The organism is Bacillus sp. FSL W8-0183 (genome assembly GCF_038006825.1).
GTDB lineage: Bacteria > Bacillota > Bacilli > Bacillales > Bacillaceae > Bacillus > Bacillus altitudinis.
Genome location: NZ_JBBOVY010000001.1, coordinates 2790339 through 2803739, shown reverse-complemented (window position 1 = coordinate 2803739; position 13401 = coordinate 2790339). Strand labels below are relative to the sequence as shown.

Here is a 13401-nt window from a genome sequence, read left to right as displayed (position 1 = left end):
AAATGAAATGTCCCACATGTCAGCACCTTGGCACAAGGGTGCTTGATTCAAGACCAGTAGATGAAGGGAAGTCCATCCGTCGGAGAAGAGAGTGTGAAAGCTGTCAATATCGCTTCACGACGTTTGAAAAATTAGAAGAATTGCCATTGATTGTGGTGAAAAAAGAAGGAATTCGAGAAGAATTCAGCCGGGAAAAGATGCTGAGAGGCCTCATTAAAGCGTGTGAAAAGCGTCCTGTCGCTTTAAAACAGCTCGAGGATGTCTGCTTTAACATCGAGAAGGAATTGCGTAACCAAGGCATGTCAGAGGTGAAAAGCGAGCTTGTTGGGGAAATGGTCATGGACGAGTTGGCGAAAATTGATGAAGTGTCTTACGTCAGGTTTGCCTCAGTTTACCGTCAATTTAAAGATATCAATGTATTTATTGATGAATTAAAAGATTTATTAAAGAAAGAACGCTAAAAAAGAGCTGAAGATTCTTCATGCTCTTTTTCCTGCGTAAAGCGTAAAACGCAAAAAGAGTGTACAATGAAGACAACCGTATTAAGGGAGGATCAGCATATGACAGAGCATTGGAAGGAAGTGCTAGCCGTCGATCCGTATGTCGTCAAAAGCGCTTCATTGCTCGGTGACATCGATAGACAGCTTATTACTCTTTTATATCAGCCGCTTATTGGCATGTCCGCTTTCAGTTTATACATGACGCTGTGGGGAGAGCTGGAACAAAATCGAATGTGGGGGAAACCCGCACCTCACCGTCAGCTGATGGTGATGCTGCAAACGAATTTAAATGATATTTTTGAGGAGCGCTTAAAGCTTGAAGCGATCGGATTACTCCGCACATATGAACAGGAAACGGAAGAAGGCAGACTGTTTACATATGAGCTCGTGCCGCCGCTGAGACCGGATGAATTTTTCCAAGACGGTATGCTGAATGTCCTTTTGTATCATCGGGTAGAGAAAGCAAAATATATGCAGCTTCGTGATTATTTTTCTTATCCAGGAGTTCCTGCTGATGCAAAGAACATCTCCCGATCGTTTGAAGAAGTGTTTCACGTCTTGCAGCCAGGAGAGCGCAAGATGACAGAGGAAATCAATCAGGCGTCATCGCTTGACGAGGGCTACGAATATGTGACAGTTGGCTCAAGTCAGCCTGCACCGCTTTCAGATGAATCTTTTGATTTTGATCTCCTGTTAGCAGGCATGTCGGATATGATGATTCCGAGAAAGGCTTTGACAAAGCAAGTGAAAGAGACAATTAAGAAGTTAGCGGTCGTCTATGGCATCACCCCGCTGCAAATGCAAAATATTGTCGCAGGTGCCTGTGGTTCAGATCAGATGATATCAACTGAGGATCTGCGAAAAGCAGCGAGAGACTGGTATCAAATTGAATACAGAGGCGAACAGCCGAAGCTGATTGATCAAAAACAGCCAAGACATTTACGTCACAATGTCACGCAGAATTCAGGTGCCGATGCACCTGATGCGAAATTGATTGAAAAGCTTGATCATATTTCGCCTAGAGAGCTTCTAAAAGATATGGCAGATGGCATTGAGCCGACGTATGCAGACTTAAGAATTGTTGAAGATATTATGCTTGAGCAACAGCTAGAGCCTGGGGTCATGAATGTCCTGATCTACTATACACTGCTAAAAACCGATATGAAACTGTCCAAAACATATATGCAGAAAATCGCCGCCCACTGGGTGCGAAAGAAAATCAAAACAGTGGCAGCTGCTATGAAAATTGCCAAAGAAGAGAATAGGCAAATGACAGAATGGGCGCAGCAAAAAAATAAACGTCAATCATATGGATCAGGAAAAGTGATCCGCGAGGAGAAACTGCCTGACTGGATGAAAGAAGCTGAAACGAAAGAACAGCCAAAAGAACAGACAGATAACTTGTCTACAGAGGACCTCGAACGAGAAAAAGAAAAATTGTTAGATCAGTTTAATAATATGAAAAAGTACAATGCACATTAATGTGAGGTGAGATGGAGATGAAACCGATCGGTCGTTCATTTGATCAGCTAAAAGGGCGGGTAGATTTTCGCGTGAGATACAATCAGATTAAAGAAAGTGTCCTAGCTGATGAAGATGTAAAAGCTTTTTTAAAGGAGCATCAAGAGGACATCCAAGAAGACATGATCAATCGCAGCTTGAACAGGCTCTTTGAATATGTACAACAATCAAAGGGCTGTTCTTACTGCTTAGAGGAAGAGAATGTAAATGTCATTTTAGACGGGTATCACCCGAAGCTTGTGATCAAAGGTCAGAGCATTGATATTGAATATTCCCCTTGTCCTGTCAAACTGCGACTTGATAGACAGAAAAAACAGCAAGAACTTATGAAAAGCATGTACATTCCGCAGAATGTTCTTCAAGCGACGTTTGCTGATTTAAATGTGGTTGGAAGACAAGAAGTCATTCAAAAAGTAGGTCAATTCTTGCAAAGTTATGATGAAACAGGTAAGGGCAAAGGACTCTATTTACATGGAAAGTTTGGGGTCGGAAAAACATATATTCTGGCAGCAATTGCGCAACAGCTAGCGGTAAAAGAGTATCCATCTCTCCTTGTATACGTGCCTGAATTTGTGAGAGAGTTAAAAAATTCGTTAGCTGATCATACACTCGAAGAGAAGCTGAATATGGTCAAATCTACACCAATTTTAATGCTTGATGATATCGGAGCAGAGTCGATGACAAGCTGGGTACGAGATGAACTTTTAGGAACAATCTTGCAATACCGCATGGCAGAGCAGCTGCCGACTTTTTTCTCTTCTAATTTCTCACCGAATGAGTTAAAGCATCACTTTACGTACTCACAGCGCGGGGAAAAAGAAGAGGTGAAGGCAGCTCGATTAATGGAACGCATTCTCTACCTAGCTGAACCAGTTCTGCTTGAAGGGGAAAATCGCCGTCATTTATAAAAAGATAGGTCACGTGAAGGGGAGCGGATGAAATGAATAAAAGAAAATGGCTGCTTTTCCTCGTGATTGGCGTTCTAGCTGCTGTGCTATGGTGGCTCAACAAACAGCATTTTCAACTGTCGCCGAAAGATGTGAAGAATTGGATTCTTCAATTTGGGATGTTGGCTCCCTTTGTCTTTCTTTTCTTATCACTTTTTCGTCCATTTGTGCTTGTCCCTCTCACCGTCTTTTCGCTAGCAGCAGGTTTGGCATTCGGCAGTGTCCTTGGGACCATTTATGCCTTAGCTGGTGCGACAGCAGGTGCAACAGGATCTTTCCTGCTTGCCTCAACCTTCCGTTCAAACAAGCAGGAAACCGAATCAAGCAATCGGAAGCTAAAAGCGGTGACGTCCCGTATTCAAGAGCATGGATTTCTTTATATCCTCTTATTACGCATTGCACCCATTCACTTTGATTTTGTCAGTTATGCCGCAGCAGCTTCACGTGCGAATTATCGTGCATTTGCGGCGGCGACTTTTTTAGGGTTAATACCTGGTACTGTGGCGTTAAATGTCCTTGGATCAAGCTTTGTGAGCGGAAATTATGCCGCCTTAGCGATTGTTTGTTTGATTTATTTGATCTTTATCTCAGTGCCACTGATTTTAAAAAGAAAGATGCCTGATTTATTTTAGGCGTCTATTTTTTATGTTCTCCCCATATATATGTAACAGATGTCGTTAGGGGGGACAAACATGCTTGAAATAATCTTTGAAGATGAATATGATACCGCCGCTTTTTTACATCTTGCTGAACACTTGGACAGTCGGCATCACATTTCGATTCAACAAGGGAAAGACCGGCTTCTCATAGAAGCGAAGAAATCAGGAGAAGCCATAGAGCACATTGTGCGGACATTGCTGATTCACTTTTTTTTGGAATGCAAAGAAAATGAACGCATGCGCAGCATCCTTGAAAACACATACTTATTTAAAGATCCAGAAGAGCAGCACCAAATTCTTTCAATCGCCCATAGCATCATGAAAGGGGATCTAGATGATATTCCTGGAATTCATCAAGACCCACCGAGGGAGGATCTGTTAAAAAAAGAGCTTGAGACGATTTCTTTACAGAAAGGTGTTTTTTCCATTGGTTCATTTATGACATTTAGGCTCTCAGCGTATGACAGAAGGCTGAAGAACTATGTTGAAGTATCCATCGAAGAATATAAAATGGAACAAGAATATCAAAACTTTATTCAATCCCTTCGAGACTATGTGATGTCAAGAGAACCTAAGCTTGAAAAAGTACATGTTGTGCATCAGGACCGCCTGATGATTTGGGAATTTCGGTACGCTTCTGAGCGTGATCAAAAACAATACATAGACAGACAGTTTGTAAGAGAGCATCCAATGTATATTGATTCGCAGTTGATTGCACCGCTTGTATCCATTGCGCCACAAAAGATTGACCTATTTACAGATGATACAGGTCACTCGATGGTGCAAACCATTCAAAATATTTTTCAAGAAAGAGTTGAGGTATTCCCTTCTCATTCGTTTCAGGAACAGAATGTTCAATTTGTTCCTAGTCATTTGGAAAAGAAAAGTGAAAAGCTTTCTTGATTTTCACGAAAAAACGTTTTATAATACGGTGTAACTTCATACAGAGACCGTATTGATAAGGACATGAACAAATGAACACCCGCTTAAAGAGAGGGAAGCCGTGGCTGAAAGCTTCCTAGCAGAGGACCATTTGCTTTACCACCTTTGAACATCAGCTGTGAACTGTTTAGTAATAGCTGACGGGAATTCCCGTTATTGAACCACAAGCCGTATTTGCTTTTGACAAAGCAAGCTGCAAATACGGGAAAAAGGGTGGAACCACGATTCCGTTTATTCAACCTCGTCCCTTTCCAGGGGGCGGGGTTTTTATATTGCCAAAAAAAGGAGTGACTAGAGATGTCAGAACAAATTCAACTTACATTTCCAGATGGAGCAGTCAAGGAGTTTGACAAAACAGCTACAACAGAAGACATCGCGGCATCAATTAGCCCAGGCCTAAAGAAAAAAGCGCTTGCCGGTAAATTGAACGGCAAAGAAATAGATCTGCGTACGCCGCTGTTAGAAAGTGGAACAATCGAGATCATCACAGATAAGAGTGAAGAAGCGCTCGATATTATGCGCCACAGCACAGCGCATTTACTAGCACAGGCAATCAAACGCATTTATGGAAAAGAGCATCACGTCCAGTTTGGCGTAGGCCCTGTCATCGAAAATGGCTTTTACTATGATGTCGATATCGATGTAGCGATTACACCTGAAGATTTACCAAAGATTGAAAAAGAAATGAAAAAAATCATTAACAGCAATTTGCCGATTGAGCGCATTGAAGTTTCAAGAGAAGAAGCGAAAGCACGCTTTGAAGCAATTGGCGATGAATTGAAGCTAGAGCTGTTAGAAGCAATCCCAGAAGGCGAAGCCGTCACAATTTATGAGCAAGGTGAATTCTTCGATCTATGCCGTGGTATTCACTTGCCGTCTACAGGGAAAATCAAAGAATTCAAGCTGTTAAGCCTTGCAGGTGCTTACTGGAGAGGCGACAGTAACAACCAAATGCTTCAGCGTATTTACGGAACAGCTTTCTTCAGCAAAGAGGAATTAAACGAGCATTTACGTCTGCTTGAAGAAGCAAAAGAGCGTGATCACCGTAAACTAGGCAAAGAATTGAAACTGTTTGCGAACTCTCAAAAGGTGGGCCAAGGTCTTCCGCTCTGGCTGCCAAAAGGGGCCACAATTCGCCGCGTCATTGAGCGTTATATTGTTGATAAAGAAGTACGCCTTGGTTATGAGCATGTGTATACACCCGTTCTTGCGAGTGTAGAATTGTATAAAACATCAGGCCACTGGGCGCATTATCAAGAAGACATGTTCCCTGTGATGGAAATGGACAATGAAGATCTTGTTCTCCGTCCAATGAACTGTCCGCACCATATGATGATTTACAAAAACGAGCCTCATAGCTATCGCGAATTGCCAATTCGGATTGCAGAGCTTGGCACAATGCACCGTTATGAAATGTCAGGTGCTTTATCCGGCCTTCAGCGTGTTCGCGGGATGACATTAAACGATGCCCATATCTTTGTTCGTCCAGATCAAATCAAAGACGAATTCATTCGTACAGTTCGTTTAATTGAAGAAGTATACCAAGACTTCGGCTTAAATGATTATACGTTCCGCTTATCTTACCGTGATCCAGAAGATACTGAGAAGTATTTTGACGATGATGCAATGTGGAATAAAGCACAGTCTATGCTGAAAGATGCAATGGACGAGCTTGGACATGACTACTATGAAGCAGAAGGCGAAGCGGCATTTTATGGTCCGAAGCTTGACGTCCAAGTAAAGACAGCTCTTGGAAAAGAAGAGACTTTGTCTACTGTACAGCTAGACTTCTTACTTCCAGAGCGTTTCGATCTCACATATATCGGAGAAGATGGAAAACACCATCGTCCAGTTGTCATTCATAGAGGAGTTGTGTCCACAATGGAACGCTTCGTTGCCTTCTTAATTGAAGAATACAAAGGAGCTCTTCCAACATGGCTGGCACCTGTACAATTCCAAGTCATCCCGGTTTCACCATCTGTCCATCTAGATTACGCGAAAAAAGTGCAAGAACGTTTGCAGCTTGAAGGACTGCGTGTAGAACTAGACAGTCGTGATGAAAAAATAGGATACAAAATTAGAGAAGCGCAAATGCAAAAGATTCCGTACATGCTGGTTGTCGGTGATCAAGAAGCAGAAAATGGTGCGGTCAATGTAAGAAAATATGGGGAACAAGATTCAGAAACAATGGACCTCGAAGCTTTTGTGAAACATGCAGTCGCAGAAGCAAAAAAATAATGAAGGCGAACGAAACAGTCAGTGATCTCATCTATTGAGGTTGCTGGCTTTTTTCTTATGGAAAAAAATTCTCCACTAGTGATCCAAGTAAGCAAATGATACGTTTAGATAGTATGAAAGTATGGGTAAGTATGTACTATTAGAGAGAGGCAAATTGGGGGAATGAAAGCGATGATTCAAACAACAAACACTTTATCAACACAAGTATTAGAGCAATCAGCTGTGCTTCGTGCGCTAGAGCACTCACTGGCGATGATTGAATTTGATGTCACAGGTAAGGTCCTATGGGTCAATGATATTTTTGCAAAAGCCATGAAATATTCAAAGGAAGAAATGATTGGTTTAAAGCATAGACAGTTTTGTCCTCCACATATTGCAGAAGACGCAAGTTATCAAATGTTTTGGAAGCGTTTGAAGAATGGTCAAGTGTTTCAGGAAAAGGTGCAGCGGATCACGAAGTACGGTGACACCTTATGGCTTGAAGCGACGTATACACCAGTGCTCAATGAAGAGGGGAATGTAGTGGCTGTCGTGAAAGTGGCAACAGATATTACGGAGAGAGAAAACACAATGAAGCAGGTAGTAGAAGACCTAAAGGATATGTCTGCAAAATTAATGGAGCGAGCGGAAATCGGCATCCAGCATAGTCAAAATGTAAATGCTTCTTTTGAACATATCGCGAATGAAACTGATCAAAACATGAGTTTGCTAGAAGGGTTAACAGAGCAGGTGGAGTCGATCAGCTCAATTGCTACAACGATTAACAGTATCGCTTCCCAAACGCAGCTGCTCGCATTGAACGCGGCCATAGAAGCTGCGCATGCGGGTTCCTATGGAAATGGCTTTAGTGTCGTCGCGGCAGAAATCCGTAAGCTTGCGACAGATTCAAAGGAAGCGATCGTAAAGGTGGATCGTTATGTGAAGGCGATCCATTTAGAAGTTGAAAAGGTCAGCAACGGAACAAGCCGTGCAAAGACAAGCGTGTTTACAAACCGGGATCTTGTCAAGCAGGCAAGCGAGGAATTCATGAATGTAGGAGAAGCAGCACGCGGCTTAGATCGTCAAGCACAAAGTTTAGCAGCAATTGTATAGCCCAAAACGAAAAAACACCCAATCTCGATCAGGAGAAGGGTGTTTTTCCTATGGTTTATTTTAAAATATCAAACAATTCGTGTAAGTCTTTAATTTCATAATCTGGAGTCACATCTGTTTCATTTTTCTTGCCATGACGATTGATCCAAACGGTTTGGATGCCAGCGCGAGAAGCGCCGAGAATATCTGTTTTTGGATTATCTCCTACCATGATGACGTCATCTTTTGTGAGATTTAACAGCTGAAGGCAGTGCTCAAAGATACCAGGATCAGGCTTTCCTTTTCCGTAATCTCCTGAAATCACAATTTCATTAAAGTAAGGGGCAAGTTCCGGAACACCTGCAAGTTTTTCTTTTTGCAGACTAGGATCTCCATTTGTTAAAAGGAGTAATTCATAGGTGCCCTTCAGGCGCTCTAAAACAGGATACGTTTCTTCATAGACATACGGGCGTTTTCTGCGCTCTGCTGCAAAGAAATCTGCTAAGTATTGACCAAATGCTTCATCGTCAATTCCTGCCTCTTTTAAGCCGTTCGTCCATGCGTTTTTGCGATACTCTGGTGCAAGGGCGTTCAGCTTTTGAAAGCCTTCGCTAATCGGCTCACTAAAATTAGACCACAGTCCTTCAAAAGGATTAATGCCAATCATAACAGTATAATCATATGTTTCATAAGAAGAGTACAGCTTTCTTGCTTCTTCACGCACAATCTGTTCAAACGATTCTGGATCAAGTCCATATTTCTTTTCCGCTTCCCTGCATGTTTCCTGAAAAGTGGTATGAATGCTTTTTTCATCCCAAAGCAAAGTATCATCTAAATCGAAAAATACGGCTTTCATCATCTTCTCCCTTGTTATGTATGTAGTTACCCTCAATTGCATGTGACAGGCTCATGTTCATTTTACAATAGAAGTTTTAGAGTTTAAATAGATTATTTAGTAATAAAAAAAGTGCACAAAAATGTGCACTCTTACATTATTTTGATAAATCAATGGTCTTATACTTACCGCCAGTCCATCCTAGTCCTGATGAGACTTGAAGCGAGAATTTCTTTTCGTTTGGAACTTCAAAAGCAATTTTACCTTTTTTAGATAATTTAGGATTTATTTGTTTTAAGAAGAAACTTGAATCGGTATCATTTACATACATATTATTTGTTGCAAGTGATTTGTATTCTGTGCCGTCTTTGCCAATTAACCTGAACATCTCAGTATCTACCATTCTACCTTTTTTACCTGTATTTTTGACCGTTATTTCAACAATCACAAATTTGCCGTCTGTCGTTACATCACTCATATACTGTTTTTGTAAAGATTTCGCTTCTGTTACGCTGTTTACTTGATAAGTAAAGTCTTCGACTGCTACTTTATCTCCAATTTTATGCGTTTTTTCTTTATCATTTTTCTTTTCGCTACTCGTTACTGCATTTTTAGAACCAGTGTTTGATGTATTATCTTTTTTGTTGCCGCCCCCAGCCATACAAGATACAAAGATAATAATCAAAATGAGAATAATGATACTAAGACACCCAATCTTAAAAAACTTTTTCAAATAAATCCCCTACTTTTCCTTATTTTATTAAATGAATTTGAATACTTCTCCAATGATAAGTCTAAAGGATTATAAAATCAATCATTTTTTTGAAAAAATAGATATAATATCCTTTTTTATATAGAATATGATTTATATTTTGGTTTATTTTGTGTATACAACTTGATTTATATCGGTGTGTTAATGAAATATTGAAGGAATTGAAGAGACTTTATTTTCTTTTTAAATAAGTCTTGCCCAAATCGTTTCGTCATGCTAAAATGAAAAAGTTGTTTCAAGAGTTCGGTTACTTGACGGACAAATGAAAATTGTGTAGAATAGTTAACGAATTGAATAGATATCACAAGCAGAAGCACCCGCTTCTCACCTGATTGACACATGTTTGTAGTTGACAGGTTGACCGTACATTTATTTTTTCATGCAAATGTTCGCAGTGTGGGTGTTTTATATGCCCACACTTTTTGTTTGCCTGTAAAACATACAACGAAATGGTCAAAATGAATTGTGAACTCAATTCAAAATCTCATGGAGGTGGCTCACTATTAGCAAAGATCAATTAGTTAATGAAGGTATTCGTGCGCGTGAAGTTCGTTTGATCGGACAAAATGGCGATCAGCTGGGGATTAAAACCCGCCAGGAAGCTCTGGAAATTGCTACGAAAGCCAATCTTGACCTTGTGTTAGTTGCTGCAAATGCAAAACCACCTGTTTGCCGAATCATGGACTACGGTAAGTTCCGATTCGAACAACAGAAGAAGGAAAAAGAGGCACGTAAGAATCAAAAAATCATTAGCTTAAAAGAAGTTCGGTTGAGCCCGACAATCGATGAACATGATTTTAACACGAAGCTCCGTAATGCAATCAAATTCCTTGAAAAGGGAGATAAAGTGAAAGCTTCTATCCGTTTTAAAGGCCGTGCGATTACGCATAAAGAAATCGGACAGCGCGTGTTAGACCGTTTCTCTGAAGCTTGCGCTGAAGTAGCAACAGTAGAAACAAAACCTAAGATGGACGGACGCAGCATGTTCCTCATGCTTGCACCAAAAGTCGAAAAGTAAAAGTAACAGAGGGAGGAAACATCCAATGCCAAAAATGAAAACTCACCGCGGATCTGCTAAACGTTTCAAAAAAACAGGTTCTGGTAAACTTAAACGTTCTCATGCGTACACAAGTCACTTGTTCGCTAACAAATCTACAAAGCAAAAACGTAAATTGCGTAAGAGCGCAATCGTAAGTGCTGGAGATTTCAAACGTATCAAACAACAACTTGCAAACATCAAGTAATCTGGAATAGGAAACATAGGAGGGAATTACAATGCCAAGAGTAAAAGGCGGAACTGTGTCGCGTCAGCGTCGTAAAAAGGTTCTTAAATTAGCAAAAGGTTATTTCGGTTCAAAACATAGATTATATAAAGTAGCAAACCAACAGGTGATGAAATCTGGAAACTACGCTTTCCGTGACCGTCGTCAGAAAAAACGTGACTTCCGTAAACTATGGATCACTCGTATCAATGCTGCAGCTCGTATGAACGGTCTTTCTTACAGCCGTTTAATGCATGGCTTAAAGCTTTCTGGTATCGAAGTAAACCGCAAAATGCTTGCTGATCTTGCTGTGAATGACCTAAACGCATTCAACCAGCTTGCTGATGCTGCAAAAGCACAACTAGACAAGTAAGTCATATAAAAGATCATTCCTCCAAGGAGTGATCTTTTTTTCTCATCATGTGAGGTGAAATCAATGAATATCGCTCTGATCGTGCTGCTCATCTTGGTCAATGTCTATGGGTTTTGTCTCATGGGAGAGGATAAACGCCGGGCGAAAGCACACAAATGGAGAATATCAGAAGCGCACTTATGGAGTGCCGCAGTACTTTTTGGTGCTGCTGGGTCATTTCTTGGCATGCAGTATTTCCGTCATAAAACAAAGCATCCTGCTTTTCAAATGGGTATGCCTGCTTTAATTGTTGTCCAATTGGTGATATTGGTCTATCTCAATCTCATCTGAAAAGGGAGCAGACGCCGTTAAGTCGGCGTGTCTGCTCCCTTTTTTTGTTTGATTTTTTTGATGGGCTGATCCCAATCAATTTTTGTTTGAGGATACCGTTCAATGATGTTTTCCTCAAGTTTTTCAAAGTCTTCTAATGTGAATTCATTTAGCTTCTCAGGTGACTCCGTCCAAACGTAAATGGAGTGGACAAACAGAGGATGATCCTTAGAAGGAACATGCTTCTCCCCTTCAAACAAGACACCTTTATAGACGAAATTAAAATTTTTACGGGCATTTTGCTGTTCGTCCATAAAATAAAAGCCTTCTTTTAATTGTGCTTGTTTCAGCTTTCTTCTCGGGTTTGAGAAGAATTTTACCGCCATGTAGAAAATATAGACAAGCAATGCAACAAGAGCAAGTCTAATGAGGATGACAAACATGACAGGATGCACCTCCAATACCGTTATCTGATGTACTACGAATGAGAAAGACAAAAGGTTTCAACTTTTTTTAAAAAAATATTTCGATTAACGAAAAAATATTCATAAAAAGATCGTATTGAACGAAAGAGGTTTTGTATAATAAGAATGCACCATGAAGAAAAAGGAGGATACACAGAATGACAAAACTAGATCAAACATTAACTATGCTGAAAGACCTAACGGATGCAAAAGGGATTCCAGGAAATGAACGTGATGTAAAAAAAGTCATGCAGTCATACATAGAAACATATGCGGATGAAGTCTCTACAGACCGCCTTGGCAGCTTAATTGCTAAGAAGGAAGGAAATGCAAATGGGCCTAAAGTGATGCTTGCTGGTCACTTAGATGAAGTAGGATTCATGGTGACAAAAATCGATGACAAAGGCTATATTCGTTTTCAAACGGTCGGTGGCTGGTGGTCACAAGTTATGCTGGCGCAGCGTGTCACCATTGTGACGAAAAAAGGAGACATTACAGGTGTGATTGGTTCTAAACCGCCACATGTCTTATCACCAGAAGCACGAAAGAAATCAATCGAAATCACAGATATGTTCATTGATATTGGGGCTTCGAGCAAAGAACAGGCAATGGAATGGGGCGTCCTCCCTGGAGATCAAATCGTACCTTACTTTGAGTTTACGGTAATGAATGACGAAAAAATGCTTCTTGCAAAAGCCTGGGACAACCGTATCGGCTGTGCAGTAGCGATTGATGTCATGAAGAATTTAAAGGATACTCAGCATGAAAATATTGCATACAGTGTAGCAACTGTCCAAGAGGAAGTTGGCTTACGCGGAGCTAAAACAGCTGCAGCTACCATCCAGCCTGATATTGGATTTGCTATTGATGTTGGAGTAGCAGGTGATACACCAGGTATTACTGAAAAAGAAGCAACAAGCAAACTTGGCAAAGGACCAACGATTGTTGTATTCGACGCTTCCATGGTTTCTCATAAAGGGCTTCGCGATTTTGTTGTCCAAACTGCAGATGAATTAAACATTCCTTATCAATATGATTCCATGCCAGGTGGAGGAACAGATGCTGGAGGTATTCACTTAACAGGTCATGGCGTTCCATCACTATCCATCGGGATTCCAAGCAGATATATTCATACCCATGCAGCCATGATTCATCGAGATGATTATGAAAATGCGGTGAAGCTTTTAACAGAAGTCATCAAAAGACTTGATCAAAAAACGGTCGAACAAATTACGTACGGTTCTTAATGATGAAACCTTTCCTCAGTATGGGGAAAGGTTTTTTAATTGCGTTGAATTTCCCAGGAAATGAACTTTGGAATGTAAGTTGTGTCAAAAGAACTGTTTTCAGTAAATGAAGTGATATTTTTCTAGTGAGGAAGGCACATGTGATCCATCTTGTATTTATGTAAGATGAAATCAATAAAAAAGGACAGAGCCAATTGAGGCTCTGTCAAAAGAGAGTTTATGGAAGTAGGTGAAGCTTATTTTAGATTAAATCAATTATTC

At 40.6% G+C, this 13401-nt stretch carries 15 protein-coding genes and 2 other annotated features; of the genes, 12 read left to right on the top strand and 3 right to left on the bottom strand.

Going from position 1 to position 13401, the window contains the following annotated elements; genetic code table 11:
- Window positions 1-2: 2 nt before the first annotated feature.
- The 7 genes from nrdR to NSQ64_RS14865 all read left to right on the top strand — a co-directional run bounded on the left by nrdR (window position 3) and on the right by NSQ64_RS14865 (window position 7899).
- Window positions 3-461, top strand: a complete 459-nt coding sequence (nrdR, locus tag NSQ64_RS14895; RefSeq protein ID WP_003216720.1) for a transcriptional regulator NrdR — start codon at window positions 3-5, stop codon at window positions 459-461.
- Between the two features lie 99 nt (window positions 462-560).
- Entirely contained in the window at window positions 561-1982 is a 1422-nt protein-coding gene (locus NSQ64_RS14890) for a replication initiation and membrane attachment family protein (RefSeq protein ID WP_017367826.1), read from the top strand.
- A 17-nt stretch (window positions 1983-1999) separates the two neighbouring features.
- Window positions 2000-2929: a primosomal protein DnaI gene (gene dnaI, locus NSQ64_RS14885; RefSeq protein ID WP_341017128.1), complete on the top strand. Its 930-nt coding sequence runs from the start codon at window positions 2000-2002 to the stop codon at window positions 2927-2929.
- A 32-nt stretch (window positions 2930-2961) separates the two neighbouring features.
- On the top strand, window positions 2962-3600 hold the full coding sequence (locus tag NSQ64_RS14880; protein ID WP_058336551.1) for a TVP38/TMEM64 family protein: 639 nt from the start codon (window positions 2962-2964) through the stop codon (window positions 3598-3600).
- Between the two features lie 60 nt (window positions 3601-3660).
- A complete protein-coding gene (gene ytxC, locus NSQ64_RS14875) occupies window positions 3661-4530 on the top strand; it encodes a putative sporulation protein YtxC (protein ID WP_268381844.1) in 870 nt (289 codons plus the stop codon).
- Between the two features lie 43 nt (window positions 4531-4573).
- Window positions 4574-4821: a binding site (T-box leader), on the top strand.
- A 45-nt stretch (window positions 4822-4866) separates the two neighbouring features.
- Window positions 4867-6807 (top strand): threonine--tRNA ligase, encoded by a 1941-nt coding sequence (gene thrS / locus NSQ64_RS14870; protein WP_007501674.1) that lies wholly within the window; start codon window positions 4867-4869, stop codon window positions 6805-6807.
- 171 nt (window positions 6808-6978) lie between these two features.
- A complete protein-coding gene (locus NSQ64_RS14865; protein WP_268381845.1) occupies window positions 6979-7899 on the top strand; it encodes a methyl-accepting chemotaxis protein in 921 nt (306 codons plus the stop codon).
- 55 nt (window positions 7900-7954) lie between these two features.
- On the opposite strand, the gene NSQ64_RS14860 is transcribed toward NSQ64_RS14865, so the two are convergent.
- Window positions 7955-8734, bottom strand: coding sequence for an HAD family hydrolase (locus tag NSQ64_RS14860; RefSeq protein WP_024718651.1), 780 nt, complete (start codon window positions 8732-8734; stop codon window positions 7955-7957).
- Window positions 8735-8870: 136 nt separating this feature from the next.
- Complete coding sequence (locus tag NSQ64_RS14855; RefSeq protein ID WP_024718650.1) at window positions 8871-9446, bottom strand: DUF4352 domain-containing protein; 576 nt, start codon at window positions 9444-9446, stop codon at window positions 8871-8873.
- A gap of 338 nt (window positions 9447-9784) precedes the next feature.
- Window positions 9785-9916, top strand: a sequence feature (ribosomal protein L20 leader region).
- A gap of 71 nt (window positions 9917-9987) precedes the next feature.
- Here NSQ64_RS14855 and infC point away from each other — a divergent pair.
- The 4 genes from infC to NSQ64_RS14835 all read left to right on the top strand — a co-directional run bounded on the left by infC (window position 9988) and on the right by NSQ64_RS14835 (window position 11450).
- Complete coding sequence (gene infC / locus NSQ64_RS14850) at window positions 9988-10503, top strand: translation initiation factor IF-3 (RefSeq protein ID WP_024718649.1); 516 nt, start codon at window positions 9988-9990, stop codon at window positions 10501-10503.
- A gap of 25 nt (window positions 10504-10528) precedes the next feature.
- Window positions 10529-10729, top strand: coding sequence for a 50S ribosomal protein L35 (rpmI, locus tag NSQ64_RS14845; RefSeq protein WP_003216324.1), 201 nt, complete (start codon window positions 10529-10531; stop codon window positions 10727-10729).
- Between the two features lie 31 nt (window positions 10730-10760).
- Window positions 10761-11120, top strand: coding sequence for a 50S ribosomal protein L20 (rplT, locus tag NSQ64_RS14840; protein WP_007501659.1), 360 nt, complete (start codon window positions 10761-10763; stop codon window positions 11118-11120).
- Window positions 11121-11183: 63 nt separating this feature from the next.
- Window positions 11184-11450 (top strand): DUF1294 domain-containing protein, encoded by a 267-nt coding sequence (locus NSQ64_RS14835; RefSeq protein ID WP_008346019.1) that lies wholly within the window; start codon window positions 11184-11186, stop codon window positions 11448-11450.
- A gap of 17 nt (window positions 11451-11467) precedes the next feature.
- On the opposite strand, the gene NSQ64_RS14830 is transcribed toward NSQ64_RS14835, so the two are convergent.
- Complete coding sequence (locus NSQ64_RS14830; RefSeq protein WP_008346017.1) at window positions 11468-11872, bottom strand: hypothetical protein; 405 nt, start codon at window positions 11870-11872, stop codon at window positions 11468-11470.
- A gap of 179 nt (window positions 11873-12051) precedes the next feature.
- Between NSQ64_RS14830 and NSQ64_RS14825 the strand changes: the two genes are divergently transcribed.
- On the top strand, window positions 12052-13140 hold the full coding sequence (locus NSQ64_RS14825; RefSeq protein WP_017358255.1) for a M42 family metallopeptidase: 1089 nt from the start codon (window positions 12052-12054) through the stop codon (window positions 13138-13140).
- The last annotated feature ends 261 nt before the right edge of the window (window positions 13141-13401 follow it).

Bases quoted from the DNA above. Each gene is read 5' to 3' on its own strand.
- nrdR (WP_003216720.1), top strand. From the start codon at position 3: ATGAAATGTCCCACATGTCAGCACCTTGGCACAAGGGTGCTTGATTCA.
- NSQ64_RS14890 (WP_017367826.1), top strand. From the start codon at position 561: ATGACAGAGCATTGGAAGGAAGTGCTAGCCGTCGATCCGTATGTCGTC.
- dnaI (WP_341017128.1), top strand. From the start codon at position 2,000: ATGAAACCGATCGGTCGTTCATTTGATCAGCTAAAAGGGCGGGTAGAT.
- NSQ64_RS14880 (WP_058336551.1), top strand. From the start codon at position 2,962: ATGAATAAAAGAAAATGGCTGCTTTTCCTCGTGATTGGCGTTCTAGCT.
- ytxC (WP_268381844.1), top strand. From the start codon at position 3,661: ATGCTTGAAATAATCTTTGAAGATGAATATGATACCGCCGCTTTTTTA.
- thrS (WP_007501674.1), top strand. From the start codon at position 4,867: ATGTCAGAACAAATTCAACTTACATTTCCAGATGGAGCAGTCAAGGAG.
- NSQ64_RS14865 (WP_268381845.1), top strand. From the start codon at position 6,979: ATGATTCAAACAACAAACACTTTATCAACACAAGTATTAGAGCAATCA.
- NSQ64_RS14860 (WP_024718651.1), bottom strand. From the start codon at position 8,734: ATGAAAGCCGTATTTTTCGATTTAGATGATACTTTGCTTTGGGATGAA.
- rpmI (WP_003216324.1), top strand. From the start codon at position 10,529: ATGCCAAAAATGAAAACTCACCGCGGATCTGCTAAACGTTTCAAAAAA.
- rplT (WP_007501659.1), top strand. From the start codon at position 10,761: ATGCCAAGAGTAAAAGGCGGAACTGTGTCGCGTCAGCGTCGTAAAAAG.
- NSQ64_RS14835 (WP_008346019.1), top strand. From the start codon at position 11,184: ATGAATATCGCTCTGATCGTGCTGCTCATCTTGGTCAATGTCTATGGG.
- NSQ64_RS14830 (WP_008346017.1), bottom strand. From the start codon at position 11,872: ATGTTTGTCATCCTCATTAGACTTGCTCTTGTTGCATTGCTTGTCTAT.
- NSQ64_RS14825 (WP_017358255.1), top strand. From the start codon at position 12,052: ATGACAAAACTAGATCAAACATTAACTATGCTGAAAGACCTAACGGAT.